This window comes from Aeromonas sp. FDAARGOS 1407, from assembly GCF_019048725.1.
GTDB lineage: Bacteria > Pseudomonadota > Gammaproteobacteria > Enterobacterales > Aeromonadaceae > Aeromonas > Aeromonas enteropelogenes.
In genome coordinates this window covers 611,240-626,644 of record NZ_CP077399.1, presented here as the reverse complement: position 1 = coordinate 626,644, position 15,405 = coordinate 611,240, and the positions used below count along the sequence as shown (strand labels likewise).

At 61.6% G+C, this 15,405-nt stretch carries 14 protein-coding genes; 9 read left to right on the top strand and 5 right to left on the bottom strand.

Annotated elements, in window-relative coordinates; genetic code table 11:
• The first annotated feature begins 353 nt into the window (after nucleotides 1-353).
• The 3 genes from I6L37_RS03020 to I6L37_RS03010 all read left to right on the top strand — a co-directional run bounded on the left by I6L37_RS03020 (nucleotide 354) and on the right by I6L37_RS03010 (nucleotide 4,600).
• A complete protein-coding gene (locus I6L37_RS03020) occupies nucleotides 354-1,652 on the top strand; it encodes a serine dehydratase subunit alpha family protein (RefSeq protein WP_216993239.1) in 1,299 nt (432 codons plus the stop codon).
• 137 nt (nucleotides 1,653-1,789) lie between these two features.
• Nucleotides 1,790-3,190, top strand: a complete 1,401-nt coding sequence (locus I6L37_RS03015; RefSeq protein WP_026455966.1) for an L-cystine transporter — start codon at nucleotides 1,790-1,792, stop codon at nucleotides 3,188-3,190.
• Between the two features lie 81 nt (nucleotides 3,191-3,271).
• A complete protein-coding gene (locus I6L37_RS03010) occupies nucleotides 3,272-4,600 on the top strand; it encodes a CoA-disulfide reductase (RefSeq protein ID WP_216993238.1) in 1,329 nt (442 codons plus the stop codon).
• 96 nt (nucleotides 4,601-4,696) lie between these two features.
• Here I6L37_RS03010 and I6L37_RS03005 read toward each other — a convergent pair whose 3' ends face one another.
• Nucleotides 4,697-5,452, bottom strand: a complete 756-nt coding sequence (locus I6L37_RS03005) for an outer membrane protein assembly factor BamD (RefSeq protein ID WP_042025307.1) — start codon at nucleotides 5,450-5,452, stop codon at nucleotides 4,697-4,699.
• Between the two features lie 118 nt (nucleotides 5,453-5,570).
• Between I6L37_RS03005 and rluD the strand changes: the two genes are divergently transcribed.
• The 3 genes from rluD (at nucleotide 5,571) to clpB (ending at nucleotide 10,150) form a co-directional block, all read left to right on the top strand.
• A complete protein-coding gene (rluD, locus tag I6L37_RS03000) occupies nucleotides 5,571-6,551 on the top strand; it encodes a 23S rRNA pseudouridine(1911/1915/1917) synthase RluD (RefSeq protein ID WP_042072517.1) in 981 nt (326 codons plus the stop codon).
• A gap of 118 nt (nucleotides 6,552-6,669) precedes the next feature.
• Nucleotides 6,670-7,407: a peptidoglycan editing factor PgeF gene (gene pgeF / locus I6L37_RS02995; RefSeq protein ID WP_216993237.1), complete on the top strand. Its 738-nt coding sequence runs from the start codon at nucleotides 6,670-6,672 to the stop codon at nucleotides 7,405-7,407.
• A 169-nt stretch (nucleotides 7,408-7,576) separates the two neighbouring features.
• Nucleotides 7,577-10,150, top strand: a complete 2,574-nt coding sequence (gene clpB, locus I6L37_RS02990) for an ATP-dependent chaperone ClpB (RefSeq protein WP_216993236.1) — start codon at nucleotides 7,577-7,579, stop codon at nucleotides 10,148-10,150.
• A gap of 272 nt (nucleotides 10,151-10,422) precedes the next feature.
• Here the strand turns inward: clpB and asnA are convergent, their stop codons facing one another.
• Nucleotides 10,423-11,415 (bottom strand): aspartate--ammonia ligase, encoded by a 993-nt coding sequence (gene asnA, locus I6L37_RS02985; protein ID WP_216993235.1) that lies wholly within the window; start codon nucleotides 11,413-11,415, stop codon nucleotides 10,423-10,425.
• 155 nt (nucleotides 11,416-11,570) lie between these two features.
• On the opposite strand from asnA, the gene asnC reads away from it, so the two are divergent.
• Complete coding sequence (asnC, locus tag I6L37_RS02980) at nucleotides 11,571-12,032, top strand: transcriptional regulator AsnC (RefSeq protein WP_042025306.1); 462 nt, start codon at nucleotides 11,571-11,573, stop codon at nucleotides 12,030-12,032.
• Between the two features lie 112 nt (nucleotides 12,033-12,144).
• Here the strand turns inward: asnC and I6L37_RS02975 are convergent, their stop codons facing one another.
• Entirely contained in the window at nucleotides 12,145-12,909 is a 765-nt protein-coding gene (locus I6L37_RS02975) for an ABC transporter substrate-binding protein (protein WP_216993234.1), read from the bottom strand.
• 86 nt (nucleotides 12,910-12,995) lie between these two features.
• Here I6L37_RS02975 and I6L37_RS02970 point away from each other — a divergent pair, with 86 nt between their 5' ends.
• Complete coding sequence (locus I6L37_RS02970; RefSeq protein WP_026457418.1) at nucleotides 12,996-13,532, top strand: DUF2301 domain-containing membrane protein; 537 nt, start codon at nucleotides 12,996-12,998, stop codon at nucleotides 13,530-13,532.
• 50 nt (nucleotides 13,533-13,582) lie between these two features.
• Here the strand turns inward: I6L37_RS02970 and I6L37_RS02965 are convergent, their stop codons facing one another.
• Nucleotides 13,583-13,987 (bottom strand): CBS domain-containing protein, encoded by a 405-nt coding sequence (locus I6L37_RS02965; RefSeq protein ID WP_216993233.1) that lies wholly within the window; start codon nucleotides 13,985-13,987, stop codon nucleotides 13,583-13,585.
• A 148-nt stretch (nucleotides 13,988-14,135) separates the two neighbouring features.
• Here I6L37_RS02965 and I6L37_RS02960 point away from each other — a divergent pair, with 148 nt between their 5' ends.
• Nucleotides 14,136-14,840: an SDR family NAD(P)-dependent oxidoreductase gene (locus I6L37_RS02960; protein ID WP_216993232.1), complete on the top strand. Its 705-nt coding sequence runs from the start codon at nucleotides 14,136-14,138 to the stop codon at nucleotides 14,838-14,840.
• Here I6L37_RS02960 and I6L37_RS02955 read toward each other — a convergent pair.
• A complete protein-coding gene (locus I6L37_RS02955) occupies nucleotides 14,766-15,323 on the bottom strand; it encodes a 2-amino-4-hydroxy-6-hydroxymethyldihydropteridine diphosphokinase (protein WP_216993231.1) in 558 nt (185 codons plus the stop codon). The genes I6L37_RS02960 and I6L37_RS02955 overlap by 75 nt on opposite strands.
• Between the last annotated feature and the right edge of the window lie 82 nt (nucleotides 15,324-15,405).

Sequence of the window (15,405 nt, the reverse complement as noted above, 5' to 3'; positions counted from 1 at the left end):
CTGTATGTGTGCGAATTTTTATGCTGAGTTTTAAGTTATTTGCAGAGTGAAATGTGTAATGCTTCACATTTTGTCGCACTTTATACAAAGGCGGGCATAATGGCGTGCAAAAAGGGGATGTGGCTCAACATTAGTTGAATGCATTGGGCGTAAAGTCAACTTTGGTTGACTATGCAGGGCTGACCCGGATGGCGTATGCCATGGTCGTTGCCACCACCAGGGGACGAAGGTTAATCCGCGTTCTGGCCAGGCAGGCCAAGAGATCACCTGACATCAGCAACCATACTCTTTATCAGGCTCGCCGCATGGCGGTGGCCACGAACAATCGAGATTGCCCCGCGGGCACCACGAAGATGAGACATACAGCAATGAACGCACAATGGACCGACTTTATTACCCTGCTCAAGCGTGAAGTGGTGCCGGCTCTGGGCTGCACCGAACCCATGTCGGTGGCGCTGGCAGCTGCCAACTGCCGCAAACTGCTGGGGCAGGTGCCGACCCGCGTCAACGTCTGGGTCAGCGGCAACCTGTTCAAGAACGGCATGGGGGTCGGGGTACCCGGTACCGGCATGATAGGCCTGCCTGTCGCGGCGGCCGTCGGCATCACGGGTGGTAATCCGGATGCCGGACTGGAGGTGCTCAAGGGTCTCACCACCGAGCAGGTCGAGGCGGCCAAGGGGCTGCTGCCGACCATCAAGGTGGATGTGAAGGATGTGCCTGACGTCCTCTACGCCGAGGTGCTGGCGGAAGTGGACGGCCACAGCGCCCGGGTGGTGATCTGCACCGATCACACCCGTATCATCCTGATGGAGAAGGATGGCGAGGTGCTGATGGCGCAAGATAGCGCCCCGGGCGTGCAGATCCAGCCCGCCAAGGCCGACAAGCCCACTATGAGCCTGCGCGAGATCGTCGACTTTGCCCTGCAGGTACCCCTTGCCGAGATCGACTTCATCCGCGAGGCGGCCTCGATGAACCAGGCCCTGGCGGACGAAGGGTTGCAGGGCTACGGCCTGCGCATTGGCAAGATCCTCACCGAGCAGGTGGAGCGCAAGCTGCTCTCCGACGATCTGATGACGCTGGCCATGCGCCTCTCTTCCGCCGCCTCCGATGCGCGGATGGATGGCGCCATGCTGCCCGCCATGTCCAACTCGGGCTCTGGCAACCAGGGCATCGCCGCCACCATGCCGGTGGTTGCCGCCGCCCGCTTCCTCAATGCGAGCGACGAGCAGCTCACACGCGCCCTGGTGATGAGCCATCTGGTGGCCATTTACATCAAGACCTATCAGAACAAGCTGTCAGCCCTGTGCGCCGCCAGCACCGCCGCCATGGGGTCGGGGGCTGCCATCACCTGGCTGCTGGGCGGCCAGTTCGAGCAGATCAGCCACTGCATCAACAACATGATTGGCGATGTCTCCGGCATCATCTGTGACGGCGCCGGCAGCGCCTGCTCCATGAAGGTTTCCACTTCCACTTCGGCAGCGGTGAAGTCGTCGCTGATGGCCATCAACAACCTGCGCGTTCCCCAGAGCGAGGGGATCGTCTCTGACGATGTGGATCAGACCATAGCCAACCTGGGGCAGCTCTCCAGACAGGGGATGCTGGATACGGATATCGAAATCATCAACATCATGCGCGCCAAGCAGAAGTCATAAGTTTGCGAACAAAGGGGGCAGCAAGACCCTCTTGTTCATGTCATGACGGTTACGCCGTCTGACCTCAAGGTTGCCAGGGCAGGCATGAGGCCTGCTCTCGTTTCTCGGGCACGGCCCGCTTTTTGGGGAGTCATCACATGACACTTAGCGTTATCGGCAATCTGGCCATTGCGGCCCTCTTGCTGCTCTTCCTCTACCGGTTGCAGCAAAAACACGTGAGCTTCACTCGCCGGGTCTTCGCGGGCCTGGGGCTCGGTATCCTGTTCGGGGCGGCCCTGCAACTGCTCTACGGCACGGGGTCGGGAGTGATTACCCAGACCATCGACTATCTGGATATCGTCGGCAGCGGCTATGTGAAGCTGCTGCAGATGATCATCATTCCGCTCATCATGGTCTCCATCATCAGCGCCATCCTCAAGCTCAATGGCGGCACCGCCCTTGGCAAGATCAGCGCCATGACCATAGGAGTGCTGATCTTCACCACCATGATCGCCGCCGGGGCGGGCATCCTGATGTCCAACCTGTTCGGTCTGACCGCCGAAGGGCTGACCGCCGGGGCCGCCGAGAGCGCCCGTGGTGCTGCGTTGCAGACCACCCTGGGCTCGGTTGAAAGCATGTCGTTTGCCAAGATGGTGCTGGAGTTTATCCCGGCCAACCCCTTCCTCGACATGACGGGGGCGCGCAAGACCTCCACCATCGCCGTGGTGATCTTCTCCATCTTCATCGGCCTGTCGGCCACCGGCATCGCCCGCAAGAAACCGGAGATCTTCGAGAGCTTCAGCCACTTCATCGCCGTGGCTCACGCCATCGTGATGCGCATGGTGACCCTGGTACTGCGTCTGACCCCGTTTGGCGTGCTGGCCCTGATGACCAAGGTGGTGTCCGGCTCCAACTATGCCGACATCCTGAACCTGCTCAACTTCGTGCTCGCCTCCTACGGCGCCATCGCCATCATGTTCGCCGTGCACCTGCTGCTGGTGAGCCTGGTCGGCATCAACCCGATGCGCTACCTGAAGAAGATCACCCCGGTGCTGGCGTTTGCCTTCACCTCGCGCACCAGTGCGGGCTCCATCCCGATGAACGTGCAGACCCAGACCAAGTCGCTGGGTATTCCGGAGGGGATCGCCAACTTTGCCGCCTCCTTCGGTTCCACCATCGGTCAGAACGGCTGCGCCGGCATCTACCCGGCCATGCTGGCGGTGATGATAGCGCCGACCGTGGGGATTGACCCCCTGGATCCCGGTTTCATCATGACGCTCATCGCCATCATTACCGTCAGCTCCTTCGGGGTAGCGGGGATCGGCGGCGGCGCCACCTTCGCCGCGCTGATCGTGCTCTCCGCCCTGGATTTCCCGGTCGCGCTGGCGGGCTTGCTCATCTCCATCGAGCCGCTGATCGACATGGGCCGCACCGCCCTCAACGTCTCCGGCTCCATCACCGCCGGGACCATCACCAGTCGCGTGCTGGGGCAGACCGACATGGCGGTGTTCAATAGCGACCATGAAGTGAGCCTGGACGGCGAAGAGTCCACCATCTGATCCGCCGCGGGGAAGGGGAAGCCTTCCCGCCATCCATCACAGGGAGGGTTCGCCCTCCCTGCGTCATTGCGAGGAAATAGCATGAGAATCCTGATCATCGGTGGTGAAGCCGCCGGTATGAGCGCGGCGGCCAAGGCTCGCCGCCTGGCAAAGGATGCCGAAATCGTCGTCTACGAGGCCTCCGAGGTGATCTCCTTCGGCGCCTGCGGCCTGCCCTACTTCGTGGGGGACGAGTTCCAGGAGCCGGGCTACATGGCCGAATTCACTCCGGCGCAGTTCGCCGCCAAGGGGATCGAGGTCAAGACCGGCCACCGGGTGCTGAGCGTCGATGCTGCAACCCAGACCCTGCTGGTGGAGCACAAGGGCGACACCTTCAGCGACCGTTACGATCGCCTGATGATCGCCACCGGTGCTCGCGAGGTGATGCCTCCCATTTCCGGTCTGCAGCAGCAAGGTGTATTCGGCCTGCGCCGGATGGCCGACGGGCTGGCGCTCAAGGCCGCCGTGCAGGACAAGGCCAACACCCGTGCCCTGGTGATCGGATCCGGCTTTATCGGGCTAGAGGTGGTCGAGGCGCTGGTCCATCAGGGCAAGGAAGTGCGTCTCATCGAGCTGGCCGAGCGGGTTATCCCGGAGGCATTTGATGAGGATATCACTCGGCATATCGAAACCGAGCTGCGCGAACAGGGGGTCTCCCTCCATCTCGGCGAGCGGGTAGAAGCACTGCTGGGAGAGGGCCGGGTGACCGGTGTGCGCACCAGCCATGGCGAGTACGAGGCCGATATCGTGGTGGTCTGCACCGGGGTCAAGCCCAACACCGAGTTTCTGGCCGACACCGGCATCGCGCGTCTGGGTAATGGCGCCATCGAGGTGGATCGCCAGGGCCGTACCTCGCTGCCAAACGTCTGGGCCGCCGGTGACTGCGCCAGCGTCTGGCACAGCGTGAAACAGCAGCAGGTCTATGTGCCGCTTGCCACCATCGCCAACAAGCTGGGCCGCATGGTGGGGGAGAACCTAGCGGGCGCCGAGCAGAGCTTCCCGGGCACCCTGGGCTCGGCCGCACTTCAGGTGCTGGGACTGGAGGCGGGGCGTACCGGTCTCTCCGAGAAAGAGGCGCAGCAGCTTGGCATTGACTATCGCACCGTGGTGATCAAGGACAAGTGCCACACCAACTACTGCCCGGGCCAGTCCGACATCCACGTCAAGCTGGTCTATGAAGCGGGCAGCAAGCGGCTGCTGGGAGGCCAGATCCTGGGTCGCAAGGGGGCGGTGCACCGCATTGACGCCCTGGCGGTCGCCATCACCATGGGAGTCACCACGGAGCAGCTTGGCATGCTCGACTTTGCCTACGCGCCGCCCTTCTCCCGTACCTGGGATGTGCTCAACGTGGCGGGCAATGTCGCCAAGTAAGGCTTGTCTTTCTGGCTGGAAGGACGACTCCTGATGACCATCACCCATAAAAAAACCGGGGCCATTGGCTCCGGTTTTTCATTGGACGCTTGCTGCTCAGCTGCGGCCGAGACGATTCTTCGGATAGTTTTCCGCCAGCACTTCCCGGGCGTGTTTGGCCAGGGTAGGCATGTTCAGGGTGTCGTAGGCCTTGACCATGATCTCCAGTGCTTTTTCGGTTTCGGCGGTGTCGGGGTAGGTCTCGACGACCTGCTTGGCCCGGTTGGCGGCGGCTACCAGGGCATCGCGCTTCACATAGTACTCGGCGACGCTCAGGTCGTAGCGGGCCAGACGGTTCTTCAGACCGACCATGCGGGCACGGGCATCGGCGGCGTACTGGCTATTGGGGTAGTTCTGCAGCAGGGTCTTGAAGTCCTGGAATGCCTGACGGGCATAGGCCGGGTCCTTATCGTCCCGGTCGATCCCGAACATGTCCTGGAAGAAGTTGTAGTCCGCCGCCATGTTGGTCAGACCGCGCATATAGAAGACGTAATCGATGTTCTTGTGCGCCGGATTCAGACGGATGAAGCGGTCGATATTGGCGATCGCCTGGGCGGTGTCATCCTGCTTGTAGTAGGCATAGATGAGGTCGAGCTGCACCTGGTTGGAGTAGGCACCGAACGGATAGCGCGAGTCCAGCGCTTCCAGCAATTCGGTGGCCTGCACGTAGTTGCCCACGTCCAGTTTCAGCCGTGCTTTCTGGTACAGGGTCTCCGGCGGCTCGTCGGGTACCTTGGGTTTGGTGCTGGAACAGCCTGTGATCAAGGTAGCGACCAAGGCGAGCGACATCAGCAGGTGAGACTTCTTTCCCATCAACAACATCCGGTCCATTTCCACGAAATTGGCAAAGTATCCGTTATGCTTGGCTAAAAGAAAAGCTAGAATACCCGGATTATTTCGAATTAACACCCCTCCGCTCAAGAGACCTTACATGAGCCAGCATATTGAACTGACAGGCGAATTCCAGGATCACCAATTCGGGCAGCGACTCGATCAGGCCCTGGCTGAAATGTTTCCAGACTACTCCCGTACCCGTATCAAGGAGTGGATTTTACAGGACAGAGTGACCCTGGATGGTCAGGTTGCCAACACCCCGCGCGAGAAAATTCTGGCCGGGCAGAAGGTGCATGTGAATGTCGAACTGGCAGACGATACCCGCTTCGATGCGCAGGATATCGAGCTCAACATCGTCTATGAAGATGAACACATTCTGGTGATCGACAAGCCGGCCGGCCTGGTGGTTCACCCGGGTGCAGGCACGCCGGATGGCACCATCCTCAATGCCCTGCTGCACCGTTACCCCGGCATCGCCGAGGTGCCCCGTGCCGGCATCGTGCACCGTCTGGATAAAGACACCACCGGCCTGATGGTAGTGGCCAAGACGGTACCGGCCCAGACCCACCTGGTGGAAGCGCTGCAGGCGCGCCAGATCACCCGTGAATACGAGGCGATCGCCATCGGTCACATGACCGCCGGCGGCACCGTCGATGCGCCCATCGGCCGTCACCCGACCCAGCGTACCCATATGGCTGTGGTGCCCAATGGCCGCCCCTCCGTCACCCACTACCGGGTGCACGAGAAGTTCCGTGGCCACACCCGTCTGCGTCTGCGTCTGGAAACCGGTCGTACCCACCAGATCCGTGTGCACATGGCCCACATCAAGCACCCGCTGGTGGGCGATCCGGCTTACGGTGGTCGTCTGCGCCCGTTGCGCAACGCCACCCCGGAACTGACTCAGGCACTGCGCAACTTCCACCGTCAGGCCCTGCACGCCACCATGCTGCAGCTGGCCCACCCCATCACCGGTGAGGTGATGCAATGGCACTCTCCCACGCCCCAGGACATGGTGGAGTTGATGGAAGTGCTGCGCGCCGACACCCTGGCCAACCCGGACGAGCTGGTCTGGAAATGATGCAGAGGGCGGGGACGGGCTGACGCCGATTGTCGTGCCGCCTCCTGCCAAAACGGGGCCCCTTGACTTGTAGCCAGGGGCCCCGTTTTTATATGAATGAATGCAAAAGGAGCCACAGATGAAATGGATTGAACCCGACTGGCCGGCACCGGCCCATGTCCGGGCCCTCTCGACCACCCGGGACGGGGGATTGAGCGAAGGGGTCTTCGCCGGTCTCAACCTGGGGGCCCATGTTGGCGATGAAATGGCACTGGTCGAGGCCAATCGGGCCCGCCTGCAACAGGAAGCCGTGATCCCCGGGCCACTGAACTGGCTCAACCAGGTGCATGGTATCGTCGTTCATCCGGTCAGCCATCAGTATGAGAGTGCGCCAGATGCTGACGCCGCCTGTGCCCATGAGGCGGGGCTGGCCTGTATCGTGATGACAGCCGACTGCCTGCCGGTGCTGTTCTGCGATCGTGCCGGCTCCCGGGTGGCCGCCGCCCATGCCGGCTGGCGCGGACTGCATGCCGGTGTGCTGGAGGCGAGCATCAATGCCATGGGCTGCGAGCCTGCCGAGATCCTGGCCTGGCTCGGCCCGGCCATCGGCCCGCAAGCGTTCGAGGTAGGTGGCGAAGTGCGCGAGGCCTTTATAGCGGAGCAGGTTGAGGCGGTGAACGCCTTTACCCCTTCAGCCAACGCAGGCAAGTGGCTGGCGGATATCTACCAGCTGGCCCGACTGCGCCTCGCCCGTGCCGGCGTGACCGCCGTCTATGGCGGTGAGTACTGCACCTTCAACGACGGGGAGCAATTCTACTCCTACCGTCGTGACGGCCAGACCGGCCGCATGGCCTCGATTATCTGGCTCGCCGAGTAAAGCGTTACCGGTTCCCTCCTCATGAGGGGGCCGGGATCCTGCCAATCCCTTGTTTGCAGAAAAAATAACCACTCCTGCCCCTTGAAATAGCCCGTACGGGCCTCATCTTTCATCTCAGAAAGTTATGTTGTTTGCCGCGCACGCGGCGTCTGTTTGAAGGGGGAGTGCAATGCGCCTCGATCGCCTGACCAGCAAATTCCAGATTGCTATTTCCGATGCCCAGTCTCTGGCACTGGGTCGTGACCACCAATTTATCGAACCCGTCCATCTGATGTCTGCCCTGGTCAACCAGGATGGCGGTTCTATTCGTCCGCTGCTGACCCTGACCGGGATGGATATCAATGCCCTGCGCTCGCGCCTGGGTGAAGAGCTCGATCGCCTGCCCCGCGTCAGCGGTGTGGAAGGGGATGTGCAACTGTCCAATGGCCTCGGCCGGCTGCTCAACGTCTGTGACAAGCTGGCCCAGCAGCGCAAGGATCAGTTCATCTCGTCCGAACTCTTTGTGCTGGCGGCCCTCGACGAGAAGGGGACCCTCGGCGAGCTGCTGCGCGCCCAGGGGCTGACCAAGGAGAAACTGGAAGCCGCCATCGACAAGGTGCGCGGGGGCAAGAAGGTGGACGACGCCAACGCCGAGGAGAACCGCCAAGCGCTGGAGAAGTACACCATCGATCTCACCGAGCGGGCCGAGATCGGCAAGCTCGACCCGGTGATCGGCCGCGATGACGAAATTCGCCGCACCATCCAGGTGCTGCAGCGCCGCACCAAGAACAACCCGGTGCTGATCGGCGCCCCCGGTGTCGGCAAGACCGCCATCGTCGAGGGGCTGGCCCAGCGCATTGTCAACGGCGAAGTGCCGGAAGGGCTCAAGAACAAACGGGTATTGTCGCTCGACATGGGGGCCCTGGTGGCCGGTGCCAAGTACCGCGGCGAGTTCGAGGAGCGGCTCAAGGCCGTGCTGAACGATCTGGCCAAGGAAGAGGGCAACGTCATCCTCTTCATCGACGAGCTGCACACCATGGTCGGTGCCGGCAAGGGCGAAGGGGCCATGGACGCGGGCAACATGCTGAAACCCGCGTTGGCCCGTGGCGAGCTGCACTGCGTCGGGGCCACCACCCTGGATGAGTATCGCCAGTTCATCGAGAAGGATGCCGCCCTCGAGCGTCGCTTCCAGAAGGTGCTGGTGGAGGAGCCGAGCGTGGAGGACACCATCGCCATCCTGCGCGGCCTGAAAGAGCGTTATGAGCTGCACCACCATGTGCAGATCACCGACCCTGCCATCGTGGCGGCGGCCCAGCTGTCGCACCGCTATATCGCGGATCGCCAGCTGCCGGACAAGGCCATTGACCTCATCGACGAGGCCGCAGCCAGCATCCGGCTGCAGATCGACTCCAAGCCCGAGTCTCTCGATCGTCTCGAGCGGCGCATCATCCAGCTGAAACTCGAACAGCAGGCGCTGATGAAGGAGGACGACGACGCCAGCCGCAAGCGGCTGGAGCTCATCAATCAGGAGATCGGCGAAAAGGATAGGGAATACAACGAGCTGGAAGAGGTGTGGAAGGCCGAGAAGGCCGCCCTCGCCGGCACCCAGCACATCAAGGCGGCGCTGGAGCAGGCCCGTCAGGATCTGGAGGTGGCACGTCGCGCCGGGGATCTGGGCCGCATGTCCGAGCTGCAGTACGGTCGCATCCCCGAGCTGGAGAAACAGCTCGATCTCGCCACCCAGGCGGAGATGCAGGAGACCAGCCTGCTGCGCAACCGGGTCACCGACGTGGAGATCGCAGACGTGCTGGCGCGCTGGACCGGCATTCCGGTCGCCCGCATGCTGGAAGGGGAGCGGGAGAAGCTGCTGCGGATGGAAGATCAGCTGCATAGCCGGGTGATCGGCCAGGAGGAGGCGGTGGACGCCGTCTCCAACGCCATCCGCCGCTCCCGCGCCGGGCTGTCTGACCCGAACCGTCCCATCGGCTCCTTCCTGTTCCTCGGCCCCACCGGGGTGGGCAAGACCGAGCTGTGCAAGGCGCTGGCCGAGTTCCTGTTCGATACCCAGGATGCCATGGTGCGGATCGACATGTCGGAGTTCATGGAGAAACACAGCGTGGCCCGTCTGGTAGGCGCGCCTCCGGGATACGTGGGTTACGAGGAGGGGGGTTATCTCACCGAGGCGGTGCGCCGTCGCCCCTATTCGGTGATCCTGCTGGATGAGGTGGAGAAGGCTCATCCGGATGTGTTCAACATCTTGCTGCAGGTGCTGGATGACGGTCGCCTGACCGATGGTCAGGGTCGCACCGTGGACTTCCGCAATACCGTGGTGATCATGACCTCGAACCTCGGCTCGGATCTTATCCAGGAGCACCACAGCGAGAAGGACTACGACGAGATGAAGGGCATGCTGATGGAGGTGCTGACCCGCAGCTTCCGTCCCGAGTTCATCAACCGGATCGACGAGACCGTGGTGTTCCACCCCCTCGGCGAGGAGCACATCAAGTCCATCGCTCGCATCCAGCTCAAGAGCCTGATGGGCCGCCTGGAGGCCCAGGGTTACGAGGTGGAGGTGACCGAGGAGCTGCTGACCAAGCTGGTTCACGCCGGGTTCGACCCCGTCTACGGGGCGCGTCCCCTCAAGCGGGCGATCCAGCACAAGGTGGAGAACCCGCTGGCCCAGGCGCTGCTCTCCGGCCGCATCGTTCCGGGCAAGAAGCTGGTGCTTGGAGCCGACAGCAACGGCTTGACCATGAGTCAGTAACCTCTCCTTTGTCCGTGTTTACAACGCCAGCCCTCGGGCTGGCGTTGTCATATCCATGAAATGGAAATAAAAAAACGGCAATCCTAGGATTGCCGGGAGGAATGTATTCAATGCGACCTGACGTGGGTTGAGCGGGTCGCAGGGGCTAGCCCCGGTTTCGCAGAGGGACAGGATGGCCGCTCTGCTTACAGCCTGCCCGGACTGCGCTCGCTCAGTCCGCACCGCCACACTTTTGCTGCGTCCGGTTCACTCGGCCGGACGCACTCCATTCGTTACAGCATGCCCTGAACGGCTGCCTTCATCTCGGCCGGCCAGACACCAACCTGCACCTGACCGATATGTTCCTTTTGCAGCAACAACATGGCCAGACGGGATTGGCCGATACCGCCGCCGATGGTCTGGGGCATCCGCTCTGCCAGCAGATCCTGGTGCCAGTCGTACTGCAGGCGATCCTCGTCGCCAGTGATGGCGAGCTGACGGCGCAGCGCCTCGGCGTCTACCCGGATCCCCATGGAAGAGATCTCGAAGCTGTCTTCCAGCACCGGGTTCCACACCAGGATGTCGCCGTTCAGACCCGCCAGACCCAGTTCACTGTGGCTGCTCCAGTCGTCGTAGTCCGGGGCGCGCACGTCGTGGCGCTCACCGTGGGAGAGGGCTCCGCCGATGCCGATCAGGAACACGGCACCCAGCTCCTTGGCGATGGCTCGCTCGCGCCCCTTGGCATCGAGATCCGGGTAGCGGGTCAGCAACTCTTCGCTGTGGAGGAACTGAATTTCGCTCGGCAGGAAGGGGGTCAGTTCGTGCTCGGCACAGACGGCGCGCTCGGTGGCCTTGATGGCGGCCCAGATGCCGCGCACGGTTTCCTGCAGATAGGCCAGATCGCGGCGCTCGCTCGGCATCACCTTCTCCCAGTCCCACTGATCCACATAGACGGAGTGGATGGGGCTGAGTCTGTCTTCGTCCGGGCGCAGGGCCTTCATGTGGGTGTAGATCCCTTCGCCTGGCGCGAAACCGAAGCGACCCAGGGTCTGGCGCTTCCATTTGGCCAGGGAGTGCACCACCTCGTAGCTGTGCTCCGGCAGAGTCTTCACCTTGACCTGCACTGCATTCTCGCTGCCGGACAGGTTGTCCTGGGTACCGTCACCGACCCGGCTCAGGATGGGGGCTTGCACCTCCATCAGACCCAGCTGTTGGGCGAGTTGGCGAGAGAACATCTCCTTGACGAAGCAGATCTGCTGTTGGCTGCGAATGTAGTGCTGTTTCATTGCTGAATTCCTGTTTCAAACCCCGTTGGATGTGGTGATTCTTCAACAGTCAGCAAGCTAAATTCAATATTCGATAATAAAAATAGGCTTTGTGTGTTTTTTTCTTCAAAATATGCCGGTTTTTAATGAAAGATCGTCAACGGGAGTAGAAAAAAGTGCCGGAAAATTATCGGATCGATAATCTCGATCAGGCCATCCTCACCGCATTGATGGACAATGCGCGGATCCCATACGCCGAATTGGCCAAGCAACTGGCGGTCAGCCCGGGCACCATTCATGTGCGGGTGGAGAAGATGAAGCAGGCGGGGATCATCGAGGGCACCCGAGTGCAGGTGAACCCCAAGAAGCTCGGCTATGACGTCTGCTGCTTTATCGGGATCAACCTCAAGAGCGCCAAGGACTACCCGTCGGCCCTGGCCAAGCTGCAGGCGCTGGACGAGGTGGTGGAGGCCTACTACACCACGGGTCACTACAGCATCTTCATGAAGGTGATGACCCGCTCCATCGATGAGCTGCAGATCGTGCTGATCAACAAGATCCAGACCATTGACGAGATCCAGTCCACAGAAACGCTCATTTCGCTGCAAAACCCCATTCTGCGGGACGTGAAGCCTTGAGTCGGGTTGCATGAGAGGGGCGTAGAGATCCCTCTCCCGTGCGAAACCCTGATTTCACGGCAAAACCGTATCCTGCGGGATGTGAAGCCCTGATGAAGCAGGTTGGCCGGGATCAGGGCTCGATATAGGGGATGCCGTACTTGTTGTAGAGGGCTTTGAGGCGGCCATCCCGCTTCATGTGCAGCAGTTCTCTATCATAGGCGGCCATCTGGGCAGGGGTCTGTGCGTCGGCGCGGGCACGGGTCCAGGTATTGAAGTAGGGGCTGCTCTTGAGGGGCCTTGGCAGGTAATCCACCAGAGCGCCGAGTTTCTCCTCATGGATCTGGGCGAAGGCGGTGACCAGCGGCATGGGGACGACATCAATGCGATTGGCGATCAGCTTGCGCAGTTGCAACTGGTTCATGGTGACCTCCTGGAAGTGATAGCTTGGGTCTGCCATGGCGGCGGCCAGTTCGGGGGTGTAGGAGAAGTCTTTGGTGACGCCGATGCGCCAGGGTTTGAGGTCGGCCAGGGTTTCATAACGGATCGTCAGCAGATCGCTCTTGCGCACAAAAAAGTGCCAGCTGTGGCGCAGGTGCGCCTGCTGCGGATAGAGCAGATAGCTCTCTCGTTCAGGCTTGTAGGAGTGGGTCATCACCACATCGCAGACACCGCTCTCGGCATTGCGGGTGAGACGGGCACCGGAGTCGGTCAGTTCTATCTTGATGGGGAGCCCAAGCTTGCCAAAGATGGCGGTCACTATGTCGATATCGAGCCCCTGCGGCTGCCCGGCGGCATTCATGAACTTGAGCGGGGCTTCCAGAGTGCCGCAGATCACCAGCTCTCTGGCGTTAAGCCAGAGCGGGAAGAGTAGCCACAGCAGGGGGATCACGCGCACACTATGCCTCCTGACCCCTCAGGAAGATGATGTTGGGGGCCTGCTCCCAGTATATTGGTTTATAAGGTGTAAAGAGGTGATCCCGCATGGCAAACCCTGAAATCGAAAGCCCGCTCGATGGTGTCGACAAGCTGACGGTGCTGCTCTACCGCATCGGCCTGAGTGGTGCAGCCTTGCTACTGCTCGGGCGCGGGGCATCGCTGCTGAGCGGTATCGAGCCGATTGCGCCAGCCAGCTGGTTGAGCCTGCTGGCACTGGCCAGTGCGCTTTGCAGTTTCTCCATCCATCTCTATGACAAGCGTATCCGTCTGATGCTGCAAGGGTTTGGCTGGGGAGCGCTGGCGTTCGCCGCGCTGGGGGCGCCGGATGCTCTGGTGCTGGGAGCGGCACTGGCCACCCTCTCAGGTTTGGCATTCAAGGAGCAGTTCTGCTTCGCCATCCCGGGGATCAGGTTGGTGCCCGTGTTGCTACCGCTGTTATGGTTGCTGGAGTGGGGTCGGCTGGAGTGGGCCGCTGCCCTGGCAGCGCTGGTCAGCGGGGCCTTGTTAACTCTGCTGGCGCTGGCCAAGTGGCGAATGCCCCTGCACTTCGACATCGGTGACAAGGGGCGTTACCAGATTTAGAAGGGATGGTTGGCGCAGCCACTGGAGTTGCGCCAACTTGCCGGCTGTCTTTAGGTCTGCTGGCAGACTTTGAGCTGCTGGTTGAGGGCCTGCATGACCTGGCGACGGCTGATGATGCCGATCACCTTGCCCTGCTGCAGCACGGGGTAGATCTTGGGTTTGGCTCCCGTCATCTGGCGTGCCAGCTCCAGTATGCTCTCGTCTGGGCCCACCGAAAGCGGTGCCCGGTTCATCATGTCTTCCACCCGGGTGTGGGTATCGCAGTGGTAGCTGCCGGTGAGCAGGCTGGGAATGCAGTCCTGCTCTGACAGAAAGCCGATCAGCTGCTTCTCGTCGTCCAGCACCGGCAGGCCGCTCAGGCCCGAGTGATGCAGGCGATCGAGCGCTTCGGCCAGGCTCAGTCCGGCGGTGAGCGAATGAGTCAGGCGGCTCATATGATGGTGAACTTTCAGCATGGTGGTGGCTCCCTTGGTGTGCATGGGGGCTACTATGGCGGAGCCGTGGGGCGGTGCGCCAATGGCTTGTACCGCAGGGATTGATAGGCAGCGGAAATGGCTGCTGAAGCGGTGGGATTGCCGGGGTATTCATGGAAGAGGAGATCTTATGAGGGCATTGGTAACGGGCTGTGGTCGGCGACTCGGCTTCTATCTGTGCGAACAACTGGTGGCGGCGGGATGGCGGGTGACCGGCAGTTATCGCAGCGAGCGGCCCGAACTGGCGCGGCTGCGCGAACTCGGGGTCGAACTGGTGCAGGCGGACTTTGGCTGTGAGGAGGAGGTCAGCCGACTGATTGAGGTGCTGGCCACCCACCGCGATCTGGGGCTGGTGATCCACAACGCCTCGGCCTTCGAGCCCCAGGCGGCAGATCCTGCCGCACAGCTGGCCCAGTTCGAACAGTACTACCGGGTGCACATGGCGGCCCCCTTCCAGCTCAACCGGGCACTGGCGCCCCAGCTGGCGCGCAACGACAACGCCAGCATCATCCATATCACGGATATCTACATCCATGCCCCGCCCCCGCATTTTGCCAGCTATGTGGCCACCAAGGCGGGAGCCCATTCGCTCGCCATGAGTTTTGCCCGCGAGCTGGCGCCGGCCGTGCGGGTCAATACCATAGAGCCCGGCCCCATCCTGTTTCTCGATGAGCATGACGATGCCTGGCGTCAGCAGGTGCTGGCGAAGACGCCGCTGGCCCGTGAAGGGGGGCTTGAGCCCATCTGGCAGGCGGTGCAACTACTGATGCAGAACAGTTACATGACGGGGGCTAGCATCAAGGTGGATGGGGGCCGTGCCCTGGCCACCCTGTGAGGCCAGCTGCAGGGTGACTGGGTGCAGGCCAATCTGCTGATTATGGCCGTGGCCCGCAGCCAGCGGGCTGCGTAGGGAGAGCGCCACCTTGGCGGCGTGTACCTCGCCGGTGCCATACCATTCGGCCAGCAGGGGGGCCAGGTAGCTATCGACTCTGGCCGTCGCAAAATCAGCGTTCGGGCTGCTGGCCAGGATATCGATATCGAGCGGTCGGTCGTGCACCTTGCACAGGGGGTCATTGCGATCCCGTCCGTGGGCCACTTCAAGGGTGACAAACCACTGCTTGAGTACTGTGGTTTCCAGCCGGCTTTCAATGACAAACAGGCAGTTGAGAAAATCGTGGCGGGAGTGCATGCCCACCGGTTTGGTCCGGATCACCGAGCTTAGCTGTAGCCAGCCAAACTGGGTGATCAGCTCGTCCAGCGCCTGGCCGACATGGCGGTGGGGCTCGAGATTGGATCCTATGCTGCACAGATAGAACATGCTCACCTTCCCTGGGTTGGGCTCATCTGAAATGTATACGCAGTTCACGGTTATCATATTAACTATGACGTAACATGGATTT